The organism is Streptomyces sp. NPDC059477, assembly GCF_042749375.1.
GTDB lineage: Bacteria > Actinomycetota > Actinomycetes > Streptomycetales > Streptomycetaceae > Streptomyces.
In genome coordinates this window covers 91,864-118,167 of the sequence record NZ_JBHYUG010000008.1, presented here as the reverse complement: position 1 = coordinate 118,167, position 26,304 = coordinate 91,864, and the positions used below count along the sequence as shown (strand labels likewise).

The window sequence follows — 26,304 nt, the reverse complement described above, 5'->3', positions numbered from 1 at the left end:
GACAGGGCAAGTACCCGTAGGAGAACGCATGACGCAGATCAGTGAAGCGCCGAGCGCGTCCGGCGAAGCGGTCGGGACGCGTGCCGAGCAGTACTACGCCGGCCTCGATTCGCTGCATGTCGTCCCGCTGTGGCGCAACACCGACCCGAGGCTGCTGCCGGCCGAGCCGCAGAGCAGGGCGGTGCCGTACGTCTGGCGCTACCCGGACGTCCGCGGGCAACTGATGACCGCGGGTGAGCTGATCAGCGCCGAGGACGCCGAGAGGCGTGTCCTGATGCTGATCAACCCGGGACTGGCACCCGAGGTGGAGACCGCCGACAACATCTACGCGGGCATCCAGTTGGTGCTGCCGGGCGAGATCGCGCCGATGCACAAGCACGCGGCTGCGGCGTTCCGGTTCATCATCGAGGGTTCGGGCGCCTACACGGCGGTGGACGGCGAGCGGGCACACATGCATCCGGGTGATGTCGTCCTCACCCCGTCGTGGGCCTGGCACGATCACGGCAACTTCACCGAAGAGCCGGTGGTGTGGATGGACGGGCTCGACCTGCCGCTGGTGAACAAGCTGGGGGCGAACTTCTTCGTCAACGGACCCGACCGTGTGCAGGACGAGCTGCGCCCGGCCGACTCGACGCAGCGGCTCTACGGCACCAGCAGGCTGAACCCGGCCTGGCAGACGTGGAACAAGCCGTATTCGCCGGTCGTCAACTATCCATGGAGCCAGACCGAGCAGGTGCTCAGGTCCGCGCTCGACGACTGGACCGGTTCGCCGACCGACGGGGTCATCTTCGAGTTCACCAACCCGCACACCGGTGGTTCCGTCATGCCGACGCTGGGCGCCTATGTCCAGGCGCTGCCGGCCAAGGCACACACCGAGGCGCACCGGCACACCAGTAGTGCGATCTACCACGTGGTACGGGGCCGGGGCCGGACCGTCGTCGATGGCACGGTGCTCGACTGGTCCGAGCACGACACCTTCGCGGTGCCGGGGTGGGCGGTGCACGAGCACATCAACACCGAGAACGAGCCGGCGATCCTCTTCTCCCACACCGACATCCCGGTGCTGAAGTCGCTGGGTCTGTATCAGGAGCGGACGTGTCCGCGGCAGATGTGACCGCGGCGGACGTGACCGCCATCGACGGTCATTTGAGGAGTGGTGCCATGAACCGTCAACCGCACGCCGATGATGTGCTGGACCGGGCCCGCGTGGAGGACACGGTCGCGGCCTTCGCCCTCGCGCTGGACGCCCGGAACGTGGACGCGGCGGTCGGTCTGCTGGCCGACCGCGTCGTCTGGAACTACGAGTCGGTGACCGGCCGTCCGGCCGCCGAACTCAACCGCGAGGACCTGGCCGCCCGATGGCGGGCCACCCTCCTGCACACCGATGCCTCACAGCATTTCCTGTCGCTGGCGCACATCCGTGTCGACGGTGAGCGGGCGAGCTGCGAGGTGCACGCCCGGGTGGAGGTGCGGCTGGCCAATGCCGGTGGGAGCCACTCCGGCGTCACCCATGGGACGTACACCTTCGGCCTGGCACGGTCCGGGGCTGGGTCTGAGCCCGGTTCCGGGTCGGGGGCCGGGTCCGGGTGGCGGATCGATTCGGTGACGATGGGGTTGCTGTGGAACGACGGCAATCCGCGCATCATGGAGCTGGCCGCCGAGAAGGGCGCGCGGCGATGACCGCGCCGGGTGGGGCGACGGCGTCGAGTCACACCGCCGGCTCGCTCAACAAGCAGCTTTTTGTGATCTTCTCCGAGGCCGGCCCACGGCCGGGTGAGCTGGCGGGGCACATCCCGGCGCATCTCGACTACCTCACCGGGCTGGAGAAGGGCGGCGCGCTCTTCATGTCGGGGCCGTTCCTGGACGCGTCGGGCAGCCCCGGCGACAGCGGCATGCTGATCGTTCGCGCCACGAGCACCGGCGAGGCCGCCGCTCTCGCCGCCGCCGATCCGTTCCACAGCAGCGGGGCCCGGTCGTTCCGTGTGGCGGAGTGGCAGGTTCACCAGGGACGCATTGACCTCGCCGTCGACCTCTCGGATCGCAGCTTCCTGCTGCGCTGACGGCACTCTCCAACCGTAAGAGGGCATCTCCGTGACAGCACAAGGCTCCGAACTCACCGTGGGTCTCATAGCCCCGGGCAAGATCGGTTTGCCGTTCGCGGCAAATCTCATCGCGGACGGTCACACCGTCTGGGGCTACCGCCGTGGCTCCATGGCAGATTTCGAGGCGCTCGGCGGCAAGGCGGCCGGTTCGGCCCAGGAGGTGGCCGAACGCGCTGACGTGATCTACACCTGTGTGACCTCCGCCGACGCGCTCGACGAGGTGATCGGCGGTGACCGGGGGATCCTCGCCTCCGGGCGGTCCGACCTGCTCGTGGTCGACATCGGCGCCATGGCGCTCAGCCGGAAGGAGGCCGCGCGCAGGACGCTGGAGCGGCATGGCATCACCATGCTGGACTCCCCCGTCAGCGGCACGCCGCCCATGGTGGCGGAGCGCCGGGGCGTGGTCTTCTCCAGCGGCGACGAGGCGGCGTGCGAGCGGGTGCGTCCCGCACTCGGCGCCATGGGCGAGGCTGTCTACACGGGCGCGTTCGGCTCGGGTTCCAAGACCAAGTTCATCGCCAACACGCTGGTCGCCGTGCACACCGCGGTCGCCGCCGAGGCCATCGCGCTGGCCAAGGCCGTGGGTCTGGACACCCGGCAGGTCATCGACATGATCAAGCCGTCCGCGGCGACATCGACGATGTTCAACGTACGGGCGCCCCAGATGGCCGAGGGACGGTTCCGGCCGGTGAAGGGGACCGTGGCCGGGATGGTCGAGGTGATGGACGCGATCCTGGCCACCGCGGGCGAGGCGGGCGCGACGATGCCGCTGCTGGGAGTGGCCCGCGAGATCTGCGAGGAAGCCTGCGCGCGGGGCTATGGCGAGGAGGATCTCGCCTCCATCGTCTCGGTCCTGGAGTCCGGCTCGGTCACCACCGCCTGAGCGGCCCGCCACACCCCCACCACGCACCTGGCACCCATGATTGGAGAACCACGATGTCTGTTGACACCCATGCCGCGTCGTCGCCGATCCCGCAGGCGGGCGAGCCCGTCGCGAAGCCGAAGGGCCTGGGCATTCACCGCACAGGTCACGTCGCCCTGTTCAGCCCGGACCCGGCCGCCTCCGCCGAGTTCGCGGTCAGGCACCTCGGTTTCCGGCACGCCGGTCACGACGACCACGGACGCCACTACCTCGCGGGCCACGGCCCGGACGCGTACTCGCTCGTGTACTCACCGGGCACGAGCGGTCTGGAGGCCATCTCCTACATCGTCACCGACGACGCGGCGCTTGAGGAGGCCGGGGCGGCCTTGATCCGGGCGGGCATCGCCGTCACCCGCGACGACGACATCTCGCCCTTCCATCCCGGACCCACCCTGCGCTTCACCACCCCGGCCGGCCACCCGGTCGAACTCCGGACCGGCTTCGCACCGGACGTACCGGTGGCTGCCTCGACGCGGCGTCCGGCTGTCGCGCCGGCGCCGATCGCCTCCGACCACGTCGTGGTACGCACTGCCGACATGGCCCGCGAGATCGCGTACGCGACGTCGAAACTCGGTCTGATGGAGACCTCGCGGATCGAACTGCCGGACGGTTCCCCGCTGATGGTGTTCCTGCGGGGCAGCAAGCTCTACCACTGTCTGGCACTGGCGCAGGCCGACGTCGACGGGCTGCACCACGTGCAGTTCACCGTCAAGGACGGCGCGGCCGTGCTGGAGGCGTTCGAAGCGATGAGCAAGGACGACGACGTCGAGATCCTGTGGGGTCCGGTACGCCACGGGCCCGGCCACAATGTCGCCCTCTACTTCCGCGACCACGTGGGCCACATCATGGAGTTCTCTTCGGAGGAGGAGACGATCCTTGACGACGAGAACTATTCGCCGATGCGGTGGTCGGGCGGCGACCCGAGGTCCGCGGACGAGTGGGGCACGTTCCCGCCGGAGAGCTTCAAGTAAGGGCGGGCTCGGGCACTTCGCCGGGTCGGGGGGTGCGGCTCCTGCCACAGGGGGCGCACCCCCTCCCCCGCTGTTCGGCCCACCTGCTGTCCCCATCACGCAACCCATCACCCAACCCCTCACTCACCCTGGCGGCCCGGTGCCGCCCGATCCTTCGGAGAGTTTCATGCGTCTGGTCACCTACCTTGCCCCCTCCGGTGATTCCGCCCCGGGCGTCGATCTTCCGGGCGTAGGGGTGATCGACCTGTGGCGGGTCCTGGAGGCGCACGGGGTCTCCGTACCCTCGACCGTCGCCGACGTCTTCCGCCGGGGACCGAGCTATCTGGACACCGTACGGAGTGTGCTGGCGACGGTCACGGCGGAGCCTGGACCGGCCGAGGACCGGGGATGGGTGGTCCCCCCGCCCGTCACCCTGCTCGCGCCGCTGGGTGAGCGCACGCTGATCGTGGCCGCGGGCACGAACTACGGGACACATGTGCTGGAGATGGGTGAGGAGGCACCGAAGAAGGCCACGTGGTTCGTGAAGTCCCCGAACTCGGTGATCGGCACCGGGGCACCGGTACGGATCCCCGCCCAGGCGCCGGAGATGGTCGATTTCGAGGGCGAGTTCTGCGTGGTGTTCGGTCGGAGCTGTCATGCCGTCAAGGCGGCCGAAGCCATGGACTACATCGGCGGATACACCCTCATCAACGATGTGTCGGCCCGCGACGGATTTCCCGCGATCGTCCGCGCCACCACCGCCGAGGAGGGGCGCTGGGCCTGGACCGACATGCTGCTGGGCAAGCAGTACCCGACCTTCTGCCCGATGGGGCCCGCGGTGGTCACCGCCGATGAGATCGCCGACCCCGGGAACATGACCATCACGACAACCCTGAACGGCCGGCGGATGCAGGAGGGGAACACCTCCGATCTCATCACAGGCATCCCTGAACTGATCGAGCAGCTGTCGCACTACTTCAGCTTCGAGCCGGGCGATGTACTGAGCACCGGTACCCCGGCCGGAGTCGGCATGGGCCGCAGCCCGCAGGTGTTCATGCACGCCGGGGACGAGGTGCGGGTCAGCGTCGAGGGCGTGGGCGACCTCGTGAATCACCTCGTCGGGCCTTGATGTCAATGGGTCCCGCCTGGCCGACGCCCCACCCACGAGGGCGATGGGCCGAGACGCTCCGATGTCGCCGGAGTGTCTCGGCCCGCTGTGCGTGGATGCAGGGGTCAGTCGGTGAGGTCGAGGGCCGCTGCGACGATGCTGTCGGTGTCGATGCCGTGGTAGCGGTAGACGTCCTGGATCGTGCCGGACTGGCCGAAGCGGCTCACCCCGAGCGTGGTGGCGGCGACGCGGTTGACCGTGGCGAGGAATGCCAGGGTGTGCGGGTGACCGTCCAGGACGGTCACCATCGGGGTCGCCCGCTCGGCGGGGAAGACCTGGTCGAGGATCCAGTGCGGGCCTTCGTCCAGCCCACGGCGGGCCTGGAGCGCGCGGAAGAGCAGGTCGGGGCTGGTGACGCAGATGACATCGGCCGACAGACCGAGCGCGGCCAGCCGGTCGGCGGCGGTGAGAGCCTCGGGGACGAGGGCGCCCATGGCCACGATCGTCACCGCGGGTGTGTCGTGGCGCCGCAGGGCGTAGGCGCCGGCGACCACCTGGCGGCGGCGGCGCTCACGGGCCGCCGGGTCGGTGGGCACCGCGGCGAGACTCTGGTCCACCGGGCGCGTGGACAGCCGCAGGTAGGCCGAGCTGCCGTACGGTCTGCCGAGTTGGTTCAGGGATGCGAGCAGGCACCATTCGGTGTCCAGGACGAAGGCGGGTTCGTAGCTGACGCAGCCGGGTTGTTCGATGCCGAGCGAAGGCGTGGTGATCGACTGGTGGGCGCCGCCCTCGGGGGCGAGGGTGACGCCGGAGGGAGTGCCGACCAGGATGGACTGGCCACCCGCGTACATGCCGAACGACCAGGGCTCCAGGGCCCGGTTGACGAAGGGGTCGTACATGACGCCGATCGGGAGCAGTGGCTGTCCCCAGCGGCTCCAGGTGGCGCCGAGTTCGCCGAGGAGTCCCACCAGGTTGGTCTCGGCGATCCCCAGTTCCACATGCTGGCCGGTGGGCCGCTCCCGCCAGTGCAGGATGGTCTCGGCGTCGTCGGCGAACCAGTCGGTGCGCTCCGTGGCCGACCAGATGCCCGCCTTGTTGATCCAGCCGCCCAGGTTGGTGGAGGAACTGACATCGGGGCTGACGGTGACGATACGGCTCGCGGCCCCGGGTGCCTGCCGGGTGAGGTCGAGCAGGACCCGGCCCAGGGCCTGCTGGGTGTTGCCGGTGCCGGAGGGAGTGCGCCCCATGTCGTCGGGCACGGTCGGCGGTTCGTGCGCGGGCAGTGGTGTGCGGCGCAGTCGTTCGGCCGCGCGGGCGCACAGCTCCGCCTCGGCGCTGTCGTCCGGGAAGCGGCCCCACGGGGCGTCCAGGTCGGTTCCCAGGCGGGCCGCGAGGTCCGTCATCTGGGTTTCTGTCAGCAGAGAGGAGTGGTTTTGCGGATGACCCTCGTTGGCGAGCCCGTGGCCCTTGACGGTGTAGGCGAAGATGACCGTCGGGCGGGTGTCGTCGATGCTGTCGTATGCCTCCAGCAGCGCGCCGAGGTCGTGGCCGCCCAGGTTGCGCAGGGCGGCGCGCAGTTCGTCGTCGGTGAGCTGGGCCAGCAGCCCGGCGATCGGCTCGCGGGTCGATCCGGAGCCGGGCAGGCGGTCGCGCAACTGCGCGGGGGTGCAGCGCAGCATCCGCTGGTACTCGGGGTTGCCCATGGAGTCGAGGCGCACCCGCAGGGCGTCGCCGCCCGGCCGGGTGAACAGCTCCTGCAACAGGCGCCCGTACTTGAGGCTGAGGACCTGCCAGCCGGCGGCGCCGAACATGCCGTGCAGCCGGTCGGCGGCGATCCCTGGGACGACCCGGTCCAGGGACTGGCGGTTGAGGTCGACGATCCACACGACCTCGCCGAGGCCGGCGACCATGGGGTCCTGGACCGCCTCCCAGATCGCGCCCTCGTCCAGTTCGGCGTCACCCAGCAGCGCGAACTGGCGGCCCTGGCCGACCTGGCCGCAGCGGCCGTCCACGTACCGGCGGGCGATCGCCCCCCAGAGGGTCGCCGTGGCGCCGATGCCCACCGATCCGGTGGAGTAGTCCACCGGGTCGGGGTCCTTGGAACGGCTGGGGTAGCTCTGGAGTCCACCGAAGGCCCGAAGGGTGCTCAGGTACGATTCGTCCAGCTCGCCGAGCAGGTAGTTGATCGCATGCAGTACCGGCGAAGCATGTGGCTTGACGGAGACCCTGTCATCCGCGCTCAGCCGGTGGAACCACAGGGCTGTCATGATCGAGACCATCGAGGCGCTGGACGCCTGGTGACCGCCGACCTTGAGCCCCTCGGGGTTCGGGCGCACCCGGTTCGCCTGGTCGATGATCGCCGTCGACAGCCACAGCACCCGGCGCTCCACCGCCTCAAGTGCTCGGAGTCCTTGCGGTGCTTGCCGTGCTTCCTGACCAGGACCGTCCGTGTTGGTTGACCCGGTCGACACGGTGCTCATGACCACGCCTGACCACCTCCGTACTCGTGCGCCCGCTGGGCGGGACTCCATGTCAGTACTGGGTGAGTAGACAGGCATGTTTTACGTTTGAACAAGCTGTGCTTCGTGTCTTGAGCACTCTGCTCAATGGCGGGGCACGAGGGAGGTGCTCACTTGAACAGCATGAACAGCGGAGCGGTGGTTGACTCCACCGACGCCCGGATTCTGCTGGCCCTGGCCCGCGAGCCGCGCGCCACCGTCCAGGCCCTGGCCCAGCGGCTGGGGCTGTCCCGCAACACCGTCCAGGCCCGTCTGGCCAAGCTGGAGCTGAGTGGGGCCCTCGGTTCCCGTGAGCGCTGGGTCGTGCCGGGTGCGCTGGGTTACCCACTCACCGCGTTCGTGACCCTGCGGGTCGACCAGCACCGGTTGCCCGAGGTGGCCGACGCGCTCGCTGCCATTCCCGAGGTGGTGGAGGTGTTCGGTCTCAGTGGGGACACCGACCTGCTCGCTCGTGTGGTCGCCGCCGACGCCGAGGATCTGTACCGGATCGCCGGGCAGATCCTGGCCGGCCCCGGTGTGGAGCGCACCTCCACCGCTCTGGCGATACGCGAGTTGGTGTCGCATCGCCTGACTCCGCTGCTGGAGCGGGTCTCCAGGACCGGCCGGTCCTCCGCCTCTCCACCGATGGGGCGTCAGCGACCGGCCGGGTGACCACCTGTCGTGGTGCCGGACCCCGGCCGGACGGGACGATCTACCGACCGGGGCGGGCTGACGCGCCTCGCGCCATATCCCCTTGAATGCGGCGCAGCCTGCCGCCCATCACCGGGAGACCCGTACGCTGGCACGCTCGCTGCCCCGCCCTCGCCTTCGGACCGCTGCTCGTGGGGTGTTCCGGGGAGCATGTGTCCGCGCGTGGCGGCGACTCCGCGTAGCGCGTCGTGCAGTTCGTCCACTGCCGTACGCACCGCCAGCCCGCGTATCCGGGCTCCCTCGGACTGCCAGGAGACGACCAGCTCATGTGCCTCCCCTACGGGCTCCGGTCCCGGCCAGCGAATTCGTGCGGCCACGGGTTGCGCGTACTGCCCGGATCCGGCCGGTGCAACGCCCTTTCGGGCAGCAGGAGTCGGCGAGTGAGTAGGCCGCTTCCCGTGGGGTAGTGGCCTGCTGTCGGTTGTCGAGAATGCGAAACAGCACGGTGTTCCGTCTGTTCAGTCCGCTGTCCCCCGACCGTTTCGGAGTGGTCCAATGACCGAAATCGCTGCTGGCCTCAGTGAGGGAATACCTCAGCCCCAGGATCTGGTGCTCGACCGGCCCCTCTACCGTCTGGACCCCCTCGGCGAGGATTTCGCGGTGGAAGGCAGGGCCCTTCAGTCGCTCGGCCCGCTGGTTCCCGTGGAGCTTCCGGACGGTGTGCGGGCCTGGGCGGCCACCCGGCGGCGGGTCTACGATCTGCTGTCCGTGCATCCCGACATGCGCAAGAACCCCCGGCACTGGCGCGCCTACCAGGAAGGGCTCGTGCCGGACAGCTGGCCGCTGCTCCAGCTGCTCGTCACACCGAGCATGCTCATCATGGACGGCATCGATCACGCCCGGCTGCGCAAGCCGGTGCAGGCCGCGTTCACCGCCCGTCGCGTCGAGGCGCTGCGCCCTCGTATCGAGGCCATCGTCGCCGGGCGACTGGACGCGCTCGCGGCGGAGGGGACGGGGACGGTGGTGGATCTGCGTCGGACGTTCGCCTTCGAGATCCCGGTGGTCGTGATATGCGAGCTGTACGGTGTGGATGATCCACAGATGCGACGTCAACTCGCCCTGGACACCGCGCTGTTACTGAGCAGTGCGACCCCGCCCGCCGAACGGCTGGCCGCCGAAGCCAGCATCTTCGCCACCATGGCCCAGTTGATCGCCGCCAAGCGGAAGCAACCCGGCGGTGATCTGACCACGGCCCTGATCGCCGAGTTCGACCAGGGCAGCATGTCGGAGGAAGAGCTGGCGGGGACTCTGTTCCTGGTTCTCGTCGCGGGGCATGAGACCACGCAGGACCTGCTGTGCAACGCGATCCAGCGGCTGGCCGAGCATCCCGATCAGCTGGCCCTGGTCCACCGGGGTGGCCTCACCGACCCCGATCCCTGGCAGGGCCTGGTGGAGGAGTCGCTCCGTTTCGATCCCCCCGCGTCGGTCACCATGTTCCTGTACGCCGAGCGGGACGTCGTCGTGGACGGGGTCACCATCCGCGCCGGTGACCCCGTCCTGTGCCACATCGCGGCGATCAGCCGCGACGACGAGGTCTTCACCGACCCGCACACCTTCGCCCCGGACCGGCCCGACGCCCACCAGCACCGGGCGTTCGGCCATGGCCCGCACCACTGCCTGGGCGCCCCCCTGGCCCGCCTTGAGGCGGGCATCGCGCTGCCCGCCCTGTACGAGCGGTTCACCGTCACCCCCGCGGAGCCGCTGGACGCCATCGAGCGGGTGGGGTCCCTGTCCAACAACGCCCCTGCCCGGCTGCCCGTGTATCTGACGCCGGCCGTCCGCCGGACGGTCAGGGAGTAAAGCCCACCCCGCTGCCGCGTCGGGTCCGGTCGACGGTCAGGGTGAACACGTCGGGGCGTCCGTAGTGGCCCGCCACGTCCAGGTCCAGCGCCTCCTCGTAGCGGCGGCCCAGGTCGAGGGTGGCCGTGATGAGCCGCGCCTCGCCGTGGACGGGCTCCACGATCCAGGCTCCGTCCGGGCCCACGACGCTCGAACCCCCGGTGAAGAGCCGGCCGTTCTCCGGGGCGTCGGGACCCACTCCGGCCCGGTAGGCGGCCAGCAGGTCGGCGGGGACGTCGTCGGTGGACAGCACCAGGCCCGCCGACACCACGAAGCAGCGGCCCTCCAGGGCGTACGAGCGGGCGGCGATCACATGGCTCTCGGGCATGTCGGGCCAGGCCGCCACATGGATCTCCTCGTGCTGGGCGTGCAGCGCGTGCCGGGCGAGGGGGTGGAAGTGCTCCCAGCAGACCAGTGAGCCCAGCCGTCCGGCCGGGGTGTCGACGACCCGCAGCCCCGCCCCGTCCCCGGCCGCCCATACGATGCGTTCGGTGTGGGTGGGGGTCAGCTTGCGGTGCACATTGAGGGTGCCGCCGTCCGGGCCGATGGTCACCAGCGAGTTGTACAGGGACCCGGAGGACGGCGCGGCCCGCTCGTTGAGGCCGAGCACGACGGTCACCCCGTGCTCGCGGGCCACGGCCCGGACCGGGGCGAGGGCGTCATCGCCCCCGGGGTCCAGGACGGGGCTCTGCTCCAGCAGCCGGGCGTGCCAGTGCCGTGCCTCGGCGTCCCGCCAGCCCGCCAGCCCGAACACCCACGCCGGGTAGCAGGTGAGCCAGGTCTCGGGGAAGACGACGAGGTCGGCGCCCGCCCGCGCGGCCTCGGCGACATGCGTGGTGGCGCGCCGCAGCGACTCGTCCAGATCCAGCAGAGCGGGCGGCTGCTGGACGATGGCGACGGTGGTGGTCACGGGTGGACTCCTTCTGCTGCGGGCACGGGTGAGGTGCTTACGAGCGCGGGGGCGGTGCCTACGAGCGCGGTGCCTACGGGCGCGGGGGCGGTGCTTACGAGCGCGGTGCTTACGGGCACAGGCGAGGCGCTCGTGGCGGAGCGGCTGCGAGCGGCCGGGGGGCGGACCGTGATGGGCGGCCGTTCCCCGGCCGTGCGGCGCTGCCGCCGCCCGTGCTCGCTGAGCTGTCGGCCGGCGGCGGACGGGTGCGCCGCGGGGCGCCTGCCGGTGGCCGCCGGGGGATCGTCCCCGGTGTGCCGCCGGCAGGCGTGAGGTGAGCCGTGGAGGTGCCCGAGGGTGGGGCCCGCCTCGGCATCGGCCAGGGACCGGCCGGACCCGGGGTACGGGTCCTGACCGGCGTGGGCCGGGTGGATCGGCCGGTACGAGGTGGGCGCCGGGGGTGTCATGGCCGCTCCCCCGCCGGGCGCGCGTACAGCGCGGGGCGTCGGTCCGCGTGGACGTCGTTGGTCTCGCCGATGGCCTTGTTCCGGGCCTCGGTGAGGTCGAGGGTCGCGGTGAGGATCGCTTCCTCGCCCAGGCGCAGCGCCGTCACGGGGTAGCCGTCGGCGTCGATGATCGCGCTGCCGCCGAGCCAGTCCTGGCCCCGTTCGGTGCCGGTCCGGTCGGCGACCGCGACGAACATGCGGTTGACGGAGGCGTCCGCCTGCACCCGTACGATCTCGCCCGGCCGCTCGCCCCGCGGGCGCGGGTACAGCGGCCAGTTGACCGGGCCGCACAGCAGTTCCGCGCCGTCCAGGGCCGCGAGCCGTACCCACTCCGGGAACTCCAGGTCGTAGCAGACCATGAACCCGATGCGGCCGTGCGGGGTGTCGATGACCGGCGGGGGTGTGTCGCCGGGGGTGAAGCCCCAGGTCTTCTCGCCGTTCCACAGGTGGGCCTTGCGGTAGGTGGCGCGCAGCCCGGTCGGGTCCACGAGGGCGGCGGCGTTGTAGACATGTCCGTCCTCGGCGCGTTCCGCGAAGCCGCCGACGACGACCAGGTCATGGCGGGCGGCGAGCGCCTCCCACTCCTTGATCGTGTCGCCGTCCGGCGGCTCCGCCACGGTGCGCAGTTCCGCCGCGTCGGTGAAGACATAGCCGGTGGCGGCCAGCTCCGGCAGGACCACGACCTGTGCGCCACGCTCCGCGGCCGTCCGAACCGCCTCCCGTATCCGCCGCCGGTTCCCCGTGGTGTCGCCGACCTGGGGGGCGATCTGGCAGACGGCGACGGTGACCTCGGTGCCCCGGGGGGCGGCGGGGTGGGGTGACGGGCGGTTCATCGGTCGATTCCCTCCAGTTCGGCTTCGCTCGCCGCGCGGGCGGCGGCCTCCGCCTCATGGTCCAGGTTCCGGGAGAACAGCAGGTAGAGCACGCTGGAGACGAGCAGGCCGACGACGAACGAGAAGTCCGCGCCGCCCAGTGCCTCCGCCGCGGGACCGACGTAGAAGCTGGTCGAGAAGAACGGGATCATCGCGGCGAAGCCGATGACATAGGCGGTGACGCCCCGCCACGCCCAGCGCCCGTAGATGCCCTCCGGCTTGAGGATCTCGGCGATGGCGTACTTCCCACGGCGCACGAAGTAGAAGTCGACCAGGTTCACCGCGGTCCACGGGACGAGGAAGTACAGCATCATCAGGACAAAGTTGTTGAAGCTGCCGATGTAGTCGTCCGGGATCAGCAGGGCGACCACCAGGGACACCAGGCCGACCACGACGAGCCCGATGATGCGCAGCCGCACGGTGGGGCGCACCTTGCGGAAGCCGTCCAGCGCGCTGGCGCCGGTGAGCATGGCGCCGTAGGCGTTGACTCCCATGATGGAGATCAGCGCGAGCACCGAGGCCATCACGACGATCAGGCCGAAGCCGGGGAAGAGCAGGTCGCCGACCTCGCGCAGGGCGAGGATCGGGTCGGGGTTCGGCAGGTAGCTGGCGAGGATCGCGCCGAGCGACATCAGCCACACGGCGGAGAACGCGGCGCCCGCGTACACCGCGGTGATCAGCTTGCGCGCGGGCACCTTGGCGGGGAGGTAGCGGGTGTAGTCGGAGACGTAGACCGAGTAGCTGATGTTGTATCCGGCGGCGAGGGAGAACTGCACCAGGAAGGCGGTCATGTCCCAGCCCGCCGTGGCGGCGGGTACGTCGGCGGGGGTGGGGTTGGAGCCGAAGTGGACGATCGCGACGACGGTGAGGATGGCGAAGACGACCACCAGCAGATACGTCAGCCAGCGCTGGACGAAGTGCAGCAGGTCATGGCCGACGACCGCGATGACGATGGAGACCGCGATCAGCACCGGGTACCAGAAGAGCTTGCCGTCCGGGAGCAGCAGTCCCAGGCCCTGCTCGGCGAGGACCGTGTCGAAGACGAGGAAGCCCACGTAGACGAAGACGGTCGCCGCGAACGGCACCGTGGAACCGCGGCTGCCGAACTGCGCGCGGGACTGGATCATCTGGGGCAGGCCCATCCGGGGGCCCTGGTTGGCGTGGAAGGCCATGAAGAACGTACCGGCGCCGACGCCGAGCACGATGGCCAGCACGCTGTACCAGACGCTCAGGCCCATGGAGGCGCCGACGAACCCGGCGACCATGGTCGGCAGGACGAAGTTGCCGGTGAACCAGAACGGTCCCTGGTGCCAGACCTTGCCGTGCCGTTCGGAGGCGGGCACGTAGTCGATCGAGTGCTGCTCGATCGCCGATTCGCGCTGTGTCGCAGTGTCCGAGGAGGTCATCGCCTTCCCCTAACTTTCTCGGGGCCGGTCGTCCGGCACAGGCAGGTGGTCGGGTGTCATCGCCGAGAGGATCTCGTAGGCGGTGTGGGCCGCGGCGACGGCGGTGAGCTGGGCGTGGTCGTAGGCGGGGGCCACCTCGACCACGTCGGCGCCCACCAGGTGGGTGCCGCGCAGGGCGCGGATCATCGCGAGCAGCTCGCGGCTGGTCATCCCGCCCGCCTCGGGGGTCCCGGTGCCGGGGGCGTGCGCCGGGTCGAGGACGTCGATGTCGATGGACAGGTACACGGGGCGGTCCCCGAGCCGGGCGAGCATGCGCTCGATCGCCCGGGGCAGTCCCTCGGTCTCGATCTCGGGGCTGGAGATCACGGCGAAGCCGAGGCGTTCGTCGTCCCGCAGGTCCTGGCGAGAGTACAGCGGGCCCCGGGTGCCCACGTGCAGGCTTGCGGTGAGGTCGATGAGTCCCTCCTCGGACGCGCGGCGGAAGGGGGTGCCGTGCGTGACGGGGGCACCGAAGTAGGTGTCCCAGGTGTCGAGGTGGGCGTCGAAGTGGAGCACGGCGAGCGGGCCATGCCGCCGGGCTGCGGCGCGCAGCAGCGGCAGGGCGATGGTGTGGTCGCCGCCGAGGGTGAGCAGCCGGGTGCCGTCCGTGGTCAGTGCCTCGGCGGCGGCCTCGATCTGGGCCACCGCTTCGTCGAGGCTGAACGGGTTGGCGGAGATGTCGCCCGCGTCGGCGATCTGCTGGGCGGCGAAGGGCTCCACGTCCTGCGCGGGGTTGTAGGGCCGCAGCAGCCGGGACGCCTCGCGGATGTGCGCCGGTCCGAAGCGGGCGCCGGGCCGGTAGCTCACCCCGCTGTCGAAGGGCACGCCGACGACGGCGATGTCCGCGCGCGGGACGTCCTCCAGGCGGGGCAGCCGGGCGAAGGTCGCGAGCCCTGCGTAGCGGGGGCTCAGACTCGCGTCCGGAGGGCCTACCGGGGGCGTCGGGGGTTCGACGGAGTTCATCGGGATCTCGATCTGTTCCAGGAGGGAAGTTACCTCGACAGGGAAGTTACCTATACACAACAAAGAATGCTTATTAGGCAACTTCCATTCCGGGTAGTGTTCGCTCTGAGTGACCACCCTGTCAAGGGTCGTCCGGAAGCCGAACGAGTGACGCGAGGTTCGATGAAAGCGCTGCACCCGACACCGTCCACCGATCCGGTCCGCGTCGGGGCGCGCCTGCGGGCCTCCCGCAAGGCCCAGGGCCTCACCATCGAGCAGGTCGCCGCCGCCACCGGCCTGACCAGGGGGTTCCTCAGCCGGGTCGAGCGTGACGAGACCTCACCGAGCGTCACCACCCTGGTCACCTTGTGCCAGGTGCTGTCCCTGCCGATCGGTTCGCTCTTCGAGGGCGCCGACACCGAGGTGGTCCGGCTCGGCTCGGCCCCGCGCATCAACATGGGCGGGCACGGCGTCGAGGACCGGATGGTCACACCCCGCGCCCAGTCGAAGATCCAGATCCTGCGCTCACACCTAGAGCCGGACGCCCACGGCGGCGACCAGCTGTACACGATCAACTGCGACGTGGAAGTGCTGCACGTGGTCAGCGGCGAGGTCTCCGTCCGCTTCACCGACCGCACCGAGACCCTCGCCGCCGGGGACACCCTGACCTTCTCCGGCCGCGAGCCCCACACCTGGCACAACTCCGGCCCCGGACCCGCCGAGGTCACCTGGACCTTCGTCCCGGCGCCCTGGAGCGGGTCGCACTGAGCCGGGAGCCCAGGGGCCCGGGAGGGGCTTCGGGCGCGCCCCGCTGACTGGATTCGTTCAGCGGATCCGCCAATTCCATGGAGAACAGGGGAATTTACCGCGCGGATCGGTATTTTGCGCCCGCCCGGCGGGAAGGCTGCGGCGTCCGTGATCTCTGCTCGTGACGTTCTGGGAGGACACATGGTCGGTACGGCGCACCCGGATTCCGGTGTGGAGGGCGCGGACGGGGCTGACGGAGTGGACGGGGGCGTCGGGGTGACCGCTCTGCTGGTCGCCGCGGCGCGGGCGATCGAGACCCACCGTCACGACAGTCTGGCGCAGGACAGGTACGCGGAGCACTTCGTGCTCGCCGCGCCGGCGTCGGCGGGGTGGCCGGTGCGTCCGCAGCAGGTGGTGGGCGGGGACGCGAATCCGCTGTGGGGGCGATTCGCTCGCTACTTCGGCCTGCGGACGAGGGTGCTCGACGACTATCTACTGCGGTCGGCGGGTACGGGCGCGCACCAAGTGGTGCTGCTCGGGGCCGGGTTGGACACCCGCGCGTTCCGGCTGGGCTGGCCGGACGGGTGTGTGGTGTTCGAGGTCGACCGGGCAGGCGTCCTCGCGTTCAAGCACGAGGTGCTCGGCGCGCTGTCGGCGGTCCCGAAGGCGGCGCGGGTGCCGGTCCCGGTCGATCTGCGCGCCGACTGGGTCACGGCGCTCACCGGGGCCGGTTTCGACCCGTCCGCGCCGAGTGTCTGGCTGGCCGAAGGGCTGCTGTTCTATCTGCCGCACGCCGCCGAGACCCAGCTCGTCGACAGGGTGGACCGGTTGAGCGCGGGCGGCAGTGCCCTGGCCTATGAGGTCAAGCTCGAACGGGATCTGCTGGCCTACCGTGACAGCCCCACGTACACGGCGACGAAGGAGCAGATAGGCATCGACCTGCTCGACCTCTTCGCGCTGGAGCAACGCCCCGACTCCTCCGGCGATCTGACGGACAAGGGCTGGTCCACGTCCGTCCACACACCCTTCGAGTTCACCGACCGGCACGGACGCGGCCCGCGGCCCGAGCCGAATGACGCCCTGGAGGGCAACCGGTGGGTGTTCGCGGACAAACCCCGACGGTAGGGCGTGTGTCGTGGTCGGCCCCGGTTCTCACCCGGTAGTAGGGCGTGTGCCGTGGTCAGCCCCCGCTCTCACCCGGTAGTAGGGCGTGTGCCGTGGTCAGCCCCCGCTCTCACCCGGCAGCAGGACCGGCTTGACCACGCGGCCCGCCTCGCAGTCCCGTTCGGCTTCGTCGATGTCGGCGAGGGGGTACGTACGAATCAGCTGGTCGAAGGGGAACAGGCCCGCCCGCCAGAGCCGGGTGAGCCTCGGGATGAGCAGTCCCGGCACCGCGTCGCCCTCGCACAGGTGGGAGATCCTGCGGCCCCGGTCCAGGGTTCCCACCTCCAGGGGCAACGCGGTGTGGAGCCGGGCCGCCAGTGCGAGGTGACCGGTCGGGCGCAGGGACCGTAGCGCGGCATTGATCAGCGGGACCGAGCCCGTGGTGTCCAGCGCGTACTGGGCGCCACCGTCGGTCAGTCGCTGGACGTGGTCGGGCAGGGCGGCCGTGGTGGCGTGCAGCGGGGTCGCGCCGAACCGTTCGGCGAGGGCCAGTCGTCCGGGATGGCGGTCGACGGCCACGCTCACCGCCCCGGCGGCGGTCGCCGCCATCACCGCGGCCAGCCCCACCGCTCCCGCCCCGAAGACGGCGACGGTGTCACCGGGACCGGCGGCGAAGGTGTTCAGGACGGCTCCGGCACCGGTGAGGAAGCCACAGCCGAGCGGGCCGAGGAGTTCGACGGGAAGGGCGGGATCGACCACGACGGCGTTGCGGGCCGGGACGACCGCGTACTCGGCGAAGGAGGACTGGCCGAACCACCGGGGCGCGAGCGCGCCCCCGGCCGCGTCGGTGAAGCGGGCCGCGTGTTCCTCGCGTCCGCCGAAGAGGTTGAGCGCGGCGAAGGAGTCGCAGTAGGCGGGGGACGCGCGCAGACAGCTGCGGCACTGTCCGCAGGAGTCGAAGCTCAGGACGACGTGATCGCCGACGCGGGTGCCGGTGTCCGGTCCACCGGTCCCGACCACCGTCCCGGCCCCCTCGTGGCCGAGGACCGCGGGCAGCGGTGAGCGGCCCGCCGAGCGGCGTACGGCGAGATCGGTCCGGCACAGGCCGCAGCCCGCGATCCTGACCAGCAGTTCGCCGTCCGCCGGTCCGGCCTTCAGCGTCACCTCCTCGACGCTGAACCGGGCGTCGTACGAGCGCAGTACGGCCGCGCGGAAGCGCAGGGTCATGTCTCCTCCGGGCGGTGCACGACGAACGGGCGGAGATTGCCGTACAGCCCCCATGGCCCGCCCGCGACGCCGACACCGCTCTGTTTGCTGCCCGCGAAGGGCTGGGCGAGGGAGAGTTCGGCGTGGTGGTTGATCCACGCCGTGCCGCATTCCAGCCGGTCGGCGACCGCCTCGGCCCGGTCGAGGTCGGTGCCCCACACCGAGCCGCCCAGTCCGAAACCGGTGCCGTTGGCGGCCTCCAGGGCGTCGTCGAGGCTGCGGTACGGCAGCACCGGCAGGACCGGGCCGAACTGTTCCTCCGTCACCACGGGGTTGTCGGCCGGGACGTCGGTGAGGATCGTCGGGGCGAAGAAGTAGCCCGGCCCGGCCTGCCGGTGCCCGCCTGCGGCGGCTCGGGCGCCGTCCGCGAGCGCCTGCGCCGTGCAGCGCTCGACGCGGGCCAGCTGCGGGGCGTTGTTGAGGGGGCCCAGTTGCGAGGCGGGGTCAAGGCCGGGGCCGACGACCGTGCTCTTCGCGCGCTGTGCGAGGGCCTCGACCACCTCGGAGTGCAGCGGGGCCGGGACGTAGACGCGCTTGACGGCCATGCAGACCTGGCCGCAGTTGCGGAACGCCGCCCAGAACAGCCGGTCCGCGATCCGCTCCACGTCCACGTCCTCCAGCAGGACGGCGGCGTCGTTCCCGCCCAGCTCCAGGGTGGTTCGGGCCAGCGAGTCCGCCGCGCTGCGGGCCACGGCCCGCCCGGTGGGGATCGATCCGGTGAACGTCACATGCCGGATCCCCGGATGCGCCGCGAGGCGGGCGCCCAGCGGCTCACGACCGGTGACGACCGTCAGTACGTCCTCGGGGAGGGCGGCGGACACCACGGAGGCGAGCAGCCGGGTGGCCAGTGGCGTGAACGGCGACGGCTTGAGCACCACCGTGTTGCCCGCCGCGAGCGCGGGCGCGAACTTCGCCGACGCGAGCTGGAGCGGGAAGTTCCACGGGACGATCGCGGCGACGGGCCCGAGCGGACGCCAGCGGATCTCGCTGCGCACGGGCCGGCCGTCCGCGATCGGCTGGACCCCGGGGTCCAGTTCGGCGAAGTAGCGCATCCGGGCCGCCGTGCGGGCGACCTCCGCGTACGACTCGGCGAGCGGTTTGCCCTGCTCACGGGTGAGCAGGGGCGCGAGGTCGTTGCCGGCCGCCTCCACCGCGTCGGCCGCCGCGAGCAGGGCCGTGGTACGGGCGGCCCGCTCGGTACGCCAGCCCCGCCAGGCCGCGTGAGCGCGGGCGACGACCGTGTCCAATACGTCGGGCCGCTGGTCGGGAGCCTGATCGAAGGGTTCACCTGTCGCGGGATCGAGGACGGCGAGGCGCGGTCCGTGAGCTTCCGGCGTACGACGGGCTCGGCTCGTCGGCATGCCGGGGTCAGCCTGCGGGAGTAGCGGCGGGGGTGACAGCGGGAGCGGCGGCGGGAGGGGCACCCGGAGCCGCGGCGGCAGGAGCAGCCGGAGCGAGGGCGGAAGGCACCGTAGGAGCAGCGGCGGGAGACGCGGCCGACGCGACGGCGGGCGGCACCACAGGAGCAGCGGCCGAAGGCGCGGCCGACGCGACGGCGGCCACCGACTCCCGGGCATGCCGCTCCATCTCCGCCCGGAACGCGGCCACCAGGTGCGGCCGGATCCGTCCGGCGTTGCGGTCGCCGCCCTCGCAAACAGCGCCGCGCACCCCCACGATGTCGGTGCCGATGCGGGTGAGTGCGCCGAGGTCGTCCCGCTTGACGCTGCCCGCGAGGGCGGCGAGCAGGCCGGACGCGTGGGCCAGCCGGACGAACTCGCCGCAGACGTCCGGCGGAACGTGGTCGAACAGCCGGGTCCCGTCCTTGATCGCCGTGTCGAGCATGGCCGCGTCGGCGCCGGAGCGACGGGCGATGTCGGGCAGGGCCAGCGGGCCGACACAGCCGATCCGGTGGGCGTCTGCGTAGCCGGAGGCGACCACGAGCGCGTCCTGCCGGTAGTCCTTCACCGCCCGTACGACCCCGCTCATCACCTCGATGGCCTGCTCGGGCGTCGTACAGCCGTACAGGCCGACCTTGATGTAGGTGGCGCCGGAGACGGCCGCGCCGAGCGCCGCCTGAGCCACCGTGCCCGGCTTGTAGGGCACGTCCCCGACGGTGGCGGACACCGGTATGCCGGCCGGGACGGCGTCCCGGATCTCCCGGATCACCCACGGGAAATTCGCACCGAGGGAGCCCTCGTCGGGCTTCTTGACGTCGACGATGTCGAGGTGCTCCGCCGCCTTCGCGCACTCCAGAGCCTCCGCCACGCTGTCCGGCGAGATGAGAAGCAACAAGATGGACTCCTTCCGCCCCGCCCCCACCCGGCCATGGCACAGGTGTGCGGTGACGCCTGGTTCCTTTGCGGTCGGCTCATCTTCACCGCGCCGCCTCGGCCATCGGTAGGGCGCGAGAGGGCCGCTCGGGGGGTTGTCCGCCCGGAGTGTGCGCCGTGAGCGCCGGGGCGTGGGGACCAGCCTGGTCGCCGGGGGACACGGTTCGGTGTCGGGTCTCCCCGGTCCCCGGGGCACCAGTCGGCTCGGCACAGGACCGGTTCCCCCGCGTACTCCGGTCGGAGTCACCCGAAGGAGTGAGGAACTCCCCGTTCCGGCCGACCGACTTCTCTGTCACCAGAACATCCAGCACATCTCACGGCACAGGAGTCGACCCATGGCACAGCGGCAGTACACCGTCACCGGAATGACCTGCGAGCACTGCGCGGCGGGCATCACCCAGGAGGTCACGCGGGTGCCGGGCGTGCGTGACGTCGTGATCGACGTGGCCGCGAAGTCGGTGACCGTACGCGGTACGGGACTCGATGACGGCCTGCTGCGGGCCGCGATCACCGGGGCCGGATTCGGTATCAGCGCCCCTGTTCCCGCCTGACCGGCCGGTTTCTCGGGCGGTCAGGGAGGACGGCCGTACACCCGGCCCGCTCGACCCCGTGACGAGGTCGCGCGGGCTGGGGTCCGCCAGGTGGCGATCCATGTCCGGGCGGCGGCAATGTCAGCCACGGTCAGCTGTCACCAGCGGACGTCAGCAGGCATCGGGGGGCATCGGGGGGCATCAACCACCGGCCGCCGCCCGCACGATACGTCCCACGATCTCCTCCGCGACCGCATCGAAGTCGGCGTCGGTGACCAGGTCGACGGGGCCGTGCGGGTCCGGGTGGAAGTGGGTGACTCCGTCGTCGGTGACCTCCACGGACCCGCGCCGGGTCTCGTACAGATCGGGCCGCAGCAGGGACAGTACGGTGATCGGGTCGTGCGGGACGCTCCAGCCCTCGCCGGTGAAGCCGGTCCAGCCGTCGATCTCGCGGGCCAGCGCGGCGCCGAAGCCGCCGGCCGCCCGGATGGCCTCGATGCCGTCGGGGCCGATGCGCAGCCGCCGGGTGATGTCGAGGCCCGTGACGACGGTCCGGACGCCGGAGGTGAACACCGTCCGGGCGGCGGTGACATCGCTGAGGATGTTGTGCTCGGGGCCGGGGCGGGGCCCGGAGCCGGTGGCGAAGTCCCCGCCCATGACGTACAGGCGCTTCACGGCCGGAGCGAAGGACGGGTCGGCGAGCGCCAGCGCGATGTTGGTGAGCGGCGCGATGGCGATCACGTCCAGGGTGCCGGGCCGGGCGAGCACCGACTCGACGAGGAACCGGTCCGCGCCGACGGTGTCGGGTACGGGTTCGGTCTCCAGGTCGGGAAAGGACCGGCCCTCGTGCCCGGCCCACCACACGTCCCGCCCGGACAGCGGTTCGCGCGCCCCGGGGACCACGAGGAGGTCATGGCCGGCCAGGGCGCCGAGCCGGCGGGCGAGCCGGGCGCGCAGCAGGGTGTCGCCGTACGCCGTGGTCACCCCGTGCAGGCGGGCCTCGGGTGAGCCGAGCAGTACACCGAGCGCGAGCGCGTCGTCGACATCGCTGCCGATGTCGGTGTCGAGGATCAGGTCGTGCGGGTGACCGTTGAACATGCGTTTCCTTCTGTGCGGGGCGGACGAGCCGCCTATGTCGATGAATGTGGTGCGGGCGCTACTTCAGCCCGCTGGTCGCGATCGACCGGGTGAAGTGGCGCTGGAGCCGCAGCAGGATCACCAGGGGGATGACGATGAGGACGACGGATGCGGCGAAGATCTGTCCGTGGTCGACGACGAGCTGTCCCTGGAGATTGCCCAGCGCGATCGGGCCGAGCTGTTTGTCGGGTTCGGTGCCGATCAGCAGGGGCCACATGAACGACTGCCACTGGAACAGGAAGAGCATCAGCCCCGCGCCGATCAGCGCCGGGCGGGACAGCGGCAGATGGATCCGCCGGAAGACGCCCCACCAGCCGAGGCCGTCGATCCGTGCGGCTTCGACCAGTTCCCGGGGGATGGCGAGGAAGAACTGGCGCAGCAGGAAGATCGCCAGTCCGTTGCCGATGCCGGGCAGGATCAGTCCGGCGTAGGTGTTCTGGAGATCCCAGGCGCGGAAGAGGGACGACAGGGGGATGGCCACCGCGTCGAACGGGATCATGAAGCTGAGCAGGACGACGGCGAACAGTACGCCGCGCCCGGGGAACTCGAAGACCGCGAAGGCGAAGGCGGCTGCCGCCGAGATCAGGAGTCCGACGACGACGGTGACGGCGGCGACGAACACCGAGTTGAGCACGGCCCGGCCGAATCCGTCGTCGAGCAGGGCGGTGTAGTTCGCGAAGGTGAGGTCGGTGGGTACGAAGGAGCGCCAGGAGAGTTCACTGAGCTGAGCGAGTACCTGATCGCCGGGGCGCAGGGAACCGGCCAGCACCCACCACAGGGGCAGGGCGAACAGCAGTCCGATGACCAGACCGGCGCTGGAGGGCAGCAGTCGCCGCAGCGACGGCCGGCGGGTGCCGGACCGGTCCTCGGAGGAGCCTGGAGAAGTGGGCAGGGTCATCACTGCTCTCCGTCCTTGCCCTGCATCAGCCGGTACTGCACGGCGACGACGGCGAGGGTGAGCACGACCAGCACCACCACCTCGGCCTGGGCGTAGTTGATGTCACCGACGCTGTAGGCGCGGCGGAAGACGTCGTACATCATCAGGTTCGTGGAGCCCTCGGGGCCGCCTCCGGTGAGGAGTTGGACGGGGGCGAATACCAGGAAGTTGGCGACCGTGTCGGCGACCAGGACGAAGGCCAGCGGGCGGCGCAGCAGGGGCAGGGTCACATGCCAGAACCGCTGCCAGGTGTTCGTCCCGTCGACGGCGGCGGCGTCGTAGTACTCGGCGGGAATGTCCTGGAGTCCGGCGACGAGGAACATCATCCAGTAGCCGACGCCGACCCAGCTCATCAGCACGATCAGGGCGTACAGGGCCTGGTCCGGGCTGGTCAGGAAGGGCTGCGGGGGCAGTCCGAGGACGCCGAGCAGGGCGTTGACCGGGCCGTCGGGGCGGTAGAGGACACCGAAGACGACGGCGGACACGGCGGGGGGTACGGCGACGGGGGCGAAGACCAGGGAGCGCAGCCAGCGTGATCCGGTGAAGCGCCGGCTGAACAGCATGGCGAGGGCGAGCGCGAGGGCGACCTGGAGGGGGTTGATGACCAGGCTGAACAGCAGGGTCACCCGGACGCTCTGCCAGAACTGGGGGTCGGCGAAGAGGTCACCGTAGTTGGCGAGGCCCACGAAGCCGGTGGTGCCGGAGATGAGGCTGTGGTGGCGCAGGCTGTCGCCGACGGCGAGCAGGGCGGGCAGCAGCCGCAGCAGGGCGAGGGCGACAAGGGCGGGCGCGAGGAAGTACAGGGCGATCCGGGCCTGCGAGCGCCGCCGGGGCGGGGCGGGGCGGGACGAGGAGTCGCGGGGCGTGGGGTCGGCGGACGTGCGGGCCTTGCGCATGGGGTCCGCCTGGGCGGGTCGGTTCATTGCAGTCGCTCCCAGGTGCGGACGAGTTCGTCGGCGGCGCGATCCAGTCGCCCCGCGGCGTCCGAGCCGTTGCGGATGTCGGAGAACGCCGAGGTCATGACGGTTTCGAACTGGGTGTAGCCGATGCTGCGGGGCCTGCTGACGGCGGTGTTGGCGAGTTCGTACGCCATGATGTCGGCGGCCCCGCGGGTGGCGTCGGTGGCGTCGGCCCGGAGGTCTTCGGTGTACCGGGCGAAGGCGGCGCGGTTGGCGGGGATGAGCGGTGAGGCGGCGATGGTGGCGAGATTGCCGTCGGTGGTGAGCGAGGCGTATTCGATGAAGCGCTGGGCGCCGCTCTGCTGAGGGCTGTACGGGTTGATCCCCCAGGACCAGGAGTCGGTCGGGGTGACCGCCCGTCCGGCGGCGAAGCGGGGCTGGGGCGCGGTGCGCCAGGTCAGGTTCTCGATGGTGGCGAAGGCGCCCAGGTTCCAGGGGCCGCCGACGAAGAACGGGGCGCGTCCGCCGGTGAAGATCGGGGCCATCTCGGGCGAGGTGACGCCCCGGGGCGAGAGGCCGTCCGCGAAGAGCTGCCGGTACCAGGTCATGGCCTCGATCCAGCCGGGTGTGGTGATAGCCGGGGTGAGCATGTCCGGGCCGGTGATGCCGGATCCGCCGCCGAGGGACTCCACGAGGGGCTGGAGGCCGTAGTAGGCGTCGATCTGCTCGATCAGCAGGGCGTAGTCGGCGTCCGTACGGTCCATGACCTGCCGGCCCGCGTCGAGGATGCGTTCCCAGGTCCAGCGCCCGGCGGGGTCGGCGGCGGGGTGCTCGACGCCGGCGGCCGTGAGCAGGTCGGCGTTGTAGAAGAGGTACTGGGTCGAGGTCCAGATCGGCAGACAGCGCAGCCGGTCGTCCCAGGAGCTGACGGCGTGCTGCTCCTCGGTGACCGCCTCGCGTGCCTGGGCGGCGATCGGGGTCAGGTCGGTGAGGAAGCCGCGGGCGGTGAGGGCGGGGACCCGGGGCTGGTCGACGCAGTACACGTCGATGGCGGTGTCCTTCGCGGACAGCCGCAGTTGGAGCACGTCGTTGAGCTGGGCCCAGGGTACGGGGGTGTAGTCGACGCGCAGCTCGGGGTGGGCGCGTTCGAAGGCGTCGATGACCGGCCGGAAGGTGTCGGGCGTCTCGGGCCCGAGGAACCGTACGGCGGTCCGGCCGTCGTCGGCGGAGCCGTTGCCGCACCCGGCGAGCACCGCGCCGGCCGTGGCACCGAGGGCGCCGCGCAGCACGTTTCTCCGGCTGGGGAGACCGTTCATGGCTGGTGCTTCGAGACGAGGGTCACGGACTGGATCATGGGTGGGATCATGGGCGCTTCCAAATCGTTTTACATCTAGTCATGGCGTTCTACCTGGCCTTTTGGCCTCCATGGCGGAGGACAATACAAAACGATTTACTCTTTGGGTAGAGTGCAGCCGGACCGGGTACGGCAAGGTGCCCGTCGGCCAGGGAGGCAAATGTGCGGAACACGGGGCGCGTCAAGATCATTGACGTGGCGAGCGCGGCGGGGGTCAGCGTGACCACTGTCTCCCATGTGATCACCGGCCGGCGCCAGGTCGCACCCGCCACCCGCGCCCGGGTCGAGGACGTCATACGACGTCTCGGCTACCAGGTGGACGCCACCGCCCGGGGACTGCGCACCCAGCGCACCACCACCCTGGCCCTGCTGGTGCCCGACATCACCAATCCGTTCAACACGGAGGTGGCCGCCGGGATGCAGGAGGTGGCTCTGGCCCATGGCTATCTGACCGTGGTGTGCGAGGCTCCGATGAACGGCCCCCTGCTGTCCGAGGTGCTCCAGCAGTTGACGGCCCGTCGGGTCGACGGCATCGTGCTGGGCCGTTACGGCGCGACGCGGCGCGACCTGGACCGTGTCACGGCCACCGGGACCCGCCTGGTCCGCTTCGGCCGCCGGCTCTCCGAGGGCCCCGGCGATGTCGTACGCGCCGACGAGACCGAGGGCGCCCGCACGCTGGTCGAGCACCTGGTCCGCTCCCGGGGCTGCCGCCGCGTCGGCTTCATCGGCGGCGCACCGGGCATCGAGCCGGGCGGCGAGCGGTACGCGGGCTACCGGCAGGCCCTGCTGGACGCCGGGCTCGAAGTGCCCGAGGATCTGGTGGCCTGGACGGACTTCACCCGCGAGGGCGGCCGGACCGGCGCCGCCCGGCTGCTCTCCGCCGACGTGCCCCCGCAGGCGCTGGTGTGCGCCAACGACCTGATCGCCATCGGCGCCCTCGACATCGCCCGCGAGCGGGGCCTACGGGTGCCCCACGACTTGGCGATCACCGGTTACGACGACATCGATGCCGCCTCCCTCGTCTCCCCCGCGCTCACCACGGTCTTCAACCCCGGCCGCGACATGGGCCGCGCGGCGGCCCGACTGCTCCTGGAACGCCTGGAGGACGGCGAGGAGGGGGCCGCGCGGGAGGTGATCCTGGCTCAGCGGCTGGTCGCCCGCGAGTCGGCCTGATCGTGGGACTTCGACATCACCGTCGGGCCCGGTACCAACCCGC

At 71.1% G+C, this 26,304-nt stretch carries 23 protein-coding genes and 1 pseudogene; 12 read left to right on the top strand and 12 right to left on the bottom strand.

What is annotated here, in order from left to right; genetic code table 11:
- Window positions 1–28 precede the first annotated feature (28 nt).
- The 6 genes from ACFXAZ_RS06600 to ACFXAZ_RS06575 all read left to right on the top strand — a co-directional run bounded on the left by ACFXAZ_RS06600 (window position 29) and on the right by ACFXAZ_RS06575 (window position 5,103).
- Window positions 29–1,114 carry a cupin domain-containing protein gene (locus ACFXAZ_RS06600; RefSeq protein WP_384585964.1) on the top strand — a complete coding sequence of 362 codons (1,086 nt, stop codon included), beginning with the start codon at window positions 29–31 and terminating at the stop codon, window positions 1,112–1,114.
- A 47-nt stretch (window positions 1,115–1,161) separates the two neighbouring features.
- Window positions 1,162–1,680 (top strand): nuclear transport factor 2 family protein, encoded by a 519-nt coding sequence (locus ACFXAZ_RS06595; protein ID WP_384585962.1) that lies wholly within the window; start codon window positions 1,162–1,164, stop codon window positions 1,678–1,680.
- Window positions 1,677–2,060 (top strand): YciI family protein, encoded by a 384-nt coding sequence (locus ACFXAZ_RS06590; protein WP_384585960.1) that lies wholly within the window; start codon window positions 1,677–1,679, stop codon window positions 2,058–2,060. The genes ACFXAZ_RS06595 and ACFXAZ_RS06590 overlap by 4 nt, the downstream gene beginning before the upstream one ends.
- Before the next feature lie 31 nt (window positions 2,061–2,091).
- Window positions 2,092–2,985, top strand: a complete 894-nt coding sequence (locus ACFXAZ_RS06585) for an NAD(P)-dependent oxidoreductase (protein ID WP_384585958.1) — start codon at window positions 2,092–2,094, stop codon at window positions 2,983–2,985.
- Between the two features lie 53 nt (window positions 2,986–3,038).
- Window positions 3,039–3,995 (top strand): VOC family protein, encoded by a 957-nt coding sequence (locus ACFXAZ_RS06580; protein WP_384585956.1) that lies wholly within the window; start codon window positions 3,039–3,041, stop codon window positions 3,993–3,995.
- Between the two features lie 166 nt (window positions 3,996–4,161).
- Complete coding sequence (locus ACFXAZ_RS06575) at window positions 4,162–5,103, top strand: fumarylacetoacetate hydrolase family protein (RefSeq protein WP_384585954.1); 942 nt, start codon at window positions 4,162–4,164, stop codon at window positions 5,101–5,103.
- 104 nt (window positions 5,104–5,207) lie between these two features.
- Here ACFXAZ_RS06575 and ACFXAZ_RS06570 read toward each other — a convergent pair whose 3' ends face one another.
- The gene (locus tag ACFXAZ_RS06570; RefSeq protein ID WP_384585952.1) at window positions 5,208–7,562 is read right to left on the bottom strand and encodes a transketolase C-terminal domain-containing protein; all 2,355 of its coding nucleotides are present in this window, start codon (window positions 7,560–7,562) and stop codon (window positions 5,208–5,210) included.
- A 162-nt stretch (window positions 7,563–7,724) separates the two neighbouring features.
- Here ACFXAZ_RS06570 and ACFXAZ_RS06565 point away from each other — a divergent pair, with 162 nt between their 5' ends.
- Both ACFXAZ_RS06565 and ACFXAZ_RS06560 read left to right on the top strand, forming a co-directional pair.
- Window positions 7,725–8,252, top strand: coding sequence for an Lrp/AsnC family transcriptional regulator (locus tag ACFXAZ_RS06565; RefSeq protein ID WP_384586038.1), 528 nt, complete (start codon window positions 7,725–7,727; stop codon window positions 8,250–8,252).
- Between the two features lie 534 nt (window positions 8,253–8,786).
- Window positions 8,787–10,091, top strand: a complete 1,305-nt coding sequence (locus ACFXAZ_RS06560) for a cytochrome P450 (RefSeq protein WP_384585950.1) — start codon at window positions 8,787–8,789, stop codon at window positions 10,089–10,091.
- Here ACFXAZ_RS06560 and ACFXAZ_RS06555 read toward each other — a convergent pair.
- The 4 genes from ACFXAZ_RS06555 to speB all read right to left on the bottom strand — a co-directional run bounded on the left by ACFXAZ_RS06555 (window position 10,081) and on the right by speB (window position 14,805).
- Window positions 10,081–11,040: a carbon-nitrogen hydrolase family protein gene (locus tag ACFXAZ_RS06555; RefSeq protein ID WP_384585948.1), complete on the bottom strand. Its 960-nt coding sequence runs from the start codon at window positions 11,038–11,040 to the stop codon at window positions 10,081–10,083. The genes ACFXAZ_RS06560 and ACFXAZ_RS06555 overlap by 11 nt on opposite strands.
- Before the next feature lie 442 nt (window positions 11,041–11,482).
- The gene (locus ACFXAZ_RS06550) at window positions 11,483–12,358 is read right to left on the bottom strand and encodes a nitrilase family protein (RefSeq protein ID WP_384585946.1); all 876 of its coding nucleotides are present in this window, start codon (window positions 12,356–12,358) and stop codon (window positions 11,483–11,485) included.
- The gene (locus ACFXAZ_RS06545) at window positions 12,355–13,803 is read right to left on the bottom strand and encodes a purine-cytosine permease family protein (protein WP_384585944.1); all 1,449 of its coding nucleotides are present in this window, start codon (window positions 13,801–13,803) and stop codon (window positions 12,355–12,357) included. Before ACFXAZ_RS06545 ends, ACFXAZ_RS06550 begins: the two co-directional genes overlap by 4 nt.
- Window positions 13,804–13,812: 9 nt before the next feature.
- Window positions 13,813–14,805, bottom strand: coding sequence for an agmatinase (gene speB / locus ACFXAZ_RS06540; protein ID WP_384585942.1), 993 nt, complete (start codon window positions 14,803–14,805; stop codon window positions 13,813–13,815).
- A gap of 162 nt (window positions 14,806–14,967) precedes the next feature.
- On the opposite strand from speB, the gene ACFXAZ_RS06535 reads away from it, so the two are divergent.
- Both ACFXAZ_RS06535 and ACFXAZ_RS06530 read left to right on the top strand, forming a co-directional pair.
- Complete coding sequence (locus tag ACFXAZ_RS06535; RefSeq protein ID WP_384585940.1) at window positions 14,968–15,552, top strand: helix-turn-helix domain-containing protein; 585 nt, start codon at window positions 14,968–14,970, stop codon at window positions 15,550–15,552.
- 180 nt (window positions 15,553–15,732) lie between these two features.
- Window positions 15,733–16,656: a class I SAM-dependent methyltransferase gene (locus ACFXAZ_RS06530; RefSeq protein WP_384585938.1), complete on the top strand. Its 924-nt coding sequence runs from the start codon at window positions 15,733–15,735 to the stop codon at window positions 16,654–16,656.
- Between the two features lie 96 nt (window positions 16,657–16,752).
- Here the strand turns inward: ACFXAZ_RS06530 and ACFXAZ_RS06525 are convergent, their stop codons facing one another.
- The 3 genes and pseudogenes from ACFXAZ_RS06525 to ACFXAZ_RS06515 all read right to left on the bottom strand — a co-directional run.
- Window positions 16,753–17,856 (bottom strand): NAD(P)-dependent alcohol dehydrogenase, encoded by a 1,104-nt coding sequence (locus ACFXAZ_RS06525; RefSeq protein ID WP_384586036.1) that lies wholly within the window; start codon window positions 17,854–17,856, stop codon window positions 16,753–16,755.
- Between the two features lie 2 nt (window positions 17,857–17,858).
- A complete protein-coding gene (locus tag ACFXAZ_RS06520; protein ID WP_384585936.1) occupies window positions 17,859–19,262 on the bottom strand; it encodes an aldehyde dehydrogenase family protein in 1,404 nt (467 codons plus the stop codon).
- Between the two features lie 181 nt (window positions 19,263–19,443).
- A pseudogene (locus ACFXAZ_RS06515) lies at window positions 19,444–20,193 on the bottom strand ((5-formylfuran-3-yl)methyl phosphate synthase); the annotation flags it as partial.
- 373 nt (window positions 20,194–20,566) lie between these two features.
- Here ACFXAZ_RS06515 and ACFXAZ_RS06510 point away from each other — a divergent pair.
- Entirely contained in the window at window positions 20,567–20,782 is a 216-nt protein-coding gene (locus ACFXAZ_RS06510; RefSeq protein WP_384585934.1) for a heavy-metal-associated domain-containing protein, read from the top strand.
- Window positions 20,783–20,962: 180 nt separating this feature from the next.
- Here the strand turns inward: ACFXAZ_RS06510 and ACFXAZ_RS06505 are convergent, their stop codons facing one another.
- The 4 genes from ACFXAZ_RS06505 to ACFXAZ_RS06490 are packed head-to-tail and all read right to left on the bottom strand — an operon-like array spanning window position 20,963 to window position 25,050.
- Window positions 20,963–21,859, bottom strand: coding sequence for a nucleoside hydrolase (locus ACFXAZ_RS06505; protein WP_384585932.1), 897 nt, complete (start codon window positions 21,857–21,859; stop codon window positions 20,963–20,965).
- Between the two features lie 58 nt (window positions 21,860–21,917).
- Window positions 21,918–22,796: a carbohydrate ABC transporter permease gene (locus tag ACFXAZ_RS06500; protein WP_384585930.1), complete on the bottom strand. Its 879-nt coding sequence runs from the start codon at window positions 22,794–22,796 to the stop codon at window positions 21,918–21,920.
- Window positions 22,796–23,758 carry a carbohydrate ABC transporter permease gene (locus tag ACFXAZ_RS06495; RefSeq protein ID WP_384585928.1) on the bottom strand — a complete coding sequence of 321 codons (963 nt, stop codon included), beginning with the start codon at window positions 23,756–23,758 and terminating at the stop codon, window positions 22,796–22,798. Before ACFXAZ_RS06495 ends, ACFXAZ_RS06500 begins: the two co-directional genes overlap by 1 nt.
- Window positions 23,755–25,050 carry an extracellular solute-binding protein gene (locus ACFXAZ_RS06490; protein WP_384585926.1) on the bottom strand — a complete coding sequence of 432 codons (1,296 nt, stop codon included), beginning with the start codon at window positions 25,048–25,050 and terminating at the stop codon, window positions 23,755–23,757. Before ACFXAZ_RS06490 ends, ACFXAZ_RS06495 begins: the two co-directional genes overlap by 4 nt.
- A 200-nt stretch (window positions 25,051–25,250) precedes the next feature.
- On the opposite strand from ACFXAZ_RS06490, the gene ACFXAZ_RS06485 reads away from it, so the two are divergent.
- The gene (locus ACFXAZ_RS06485) at window positions 25,251–26,261 is read left to right on the top strand and encodes a LacI family DNA-binding transcriptional regulator (protein WP_384585924.1); all 1,011 of its coding nucleotides are present in this window, start codon (window positions 25,251–25,253) and stop codon (window positions 26,259–26,261) included.
- Window positions 26,262–26,304: the final 43 nt, after the last annotated feature.

Coding starts and splice junctions, on each gene's coding strand:
- ACFXAZ_RS06565 (WP_384586038.1), top strand. CDS start 7,725: ATGAACAGCGGAGCGGTGGTTGACTCCACCGACGCCCGGATTCTGCTG.
- ACFXAZ_RS06590 (WP_384585960.1), top strand. CDS start 1,677: ATGACCGCGCCGGGTGGGGCGACGGCGTCGAGTCACACCGCCGGCTCG.
- speB (WP_384585942.1), bottom strand. CDS start 14,805: ATGAACTCCGTCGAACCCCCGACGCCCCCGGTAGGCCCTCCGGACGCG.
- ACFXAZ_RS06595 (WP_384585962.1), top strand. CDS start 1,162: ATGAACCGTCAACCGCACGCCGATGATGTGCTGGACCGGGCCCGCGTG.
- ACFXAZ_RS06490 (WP_384585926.1), bottom strand. CDS start 25,050: ATGAACGGTCTCCCCAGCCGGAGAAACGTGCTGCGCGGCGCCCTCGGT.
- ACFXAZ_RS06550 (WP_384585946.1), bottom strand. CDS start 12,358: ATGAACCGCCCGTCACCCCACCCCGCCGCCCCCCGGGGCACCGAGGTC.
- ACFXAZ_RS06505 (WP_384585932.1), bottom strand. CDS start 21,859: ATGTTCAACGGTCACCCGCACGACCTGATCCTCGACACCGACATCGGC.
- ACFXAZ_RS06510 (WP_384585934.1), top strand. CDS start 20,567: ATGGCACAGCGGCAGTACACCGTCACCGGAATGACCTGCGAGCACTGC.
- ACFXAZ_RS06560 (WP_384585950.1), top strand. CDS start 8,787: ATGACCGAAATCGCTGCTGGCCTCAGTGAGGGAATACCTCAGCCCCAG.
- ACFXAZ_RS06570 (WP_384585952.1), bottom strand. CDS start 7,562: ATGAGCACCGTGTCGACCGGGTCAACCAACACGGACGGTCCTGGTCAG.
- ACFXAZ_RS06530 (WP_384585938.1), top strand. CDS start 15,733: ATGGTCGGTACGGCGCACCCGGATTCCGGTGTGGAGGGCGCGGACGGG.
- ACFXAZ_RS06495 (WP_384585928.1), bottom strand. CDS start 23,758: ATGAACCGACCCGCCCAGGCGGACCCCATGCGCAAGGCCCGCACGTCC.
- ACFXAZ_RS06535 (WP_384585940.1), top strand. CDS start 14,968: ATGAAAGCGCTGCACCCGACACCGTCCACCGATCCGGTCCGCGTCGGG.
- ACFXAZ_RS06575 (WP_384585954.1), top strand. CDS start 4,162: ATGCGTCTGGTCACCTACCTTGCCCCCTCCGGTGATTCCGCCCCGGGC.
- ACFXAZ_RS06580 (WP_384585956.1), top strand. CDS start 3,039: ATGTCTGTTGACACCCATGCCGCGTCGTCGCCGATCCCGCAGGCGGGC.
- ACFXAZ_RS06500 (WP_384585930.1), bottom strand. CDS start 22,796: ATGACCCTGCCCACTTCTCCAGGCTCCTCCGAGGACCGGTCCGGCACC.
- ACFXAZ_RS06520 (WP_384585936.1), bottom strand. CDS start 19,262: ATGCCGACGAGCCGAGCCCGTCGTACGCCGGAAGCTCACGGACCGCGC.
- ACFXAZ_RS06600 (WP_384585964.1), top strand. CDS start 29: ATGACGCAGATCAGTGAAGCGCCGAGCGCGTCCGGCGAAGCGGTCGGG.
- ACFXAZ_RS06545 (WP_384585944.1), bottom strand. CDS start 13,803: ATGACCTCCTCGGACACTGCGACACAGCGCGAATCGGCGATCGAGCAG.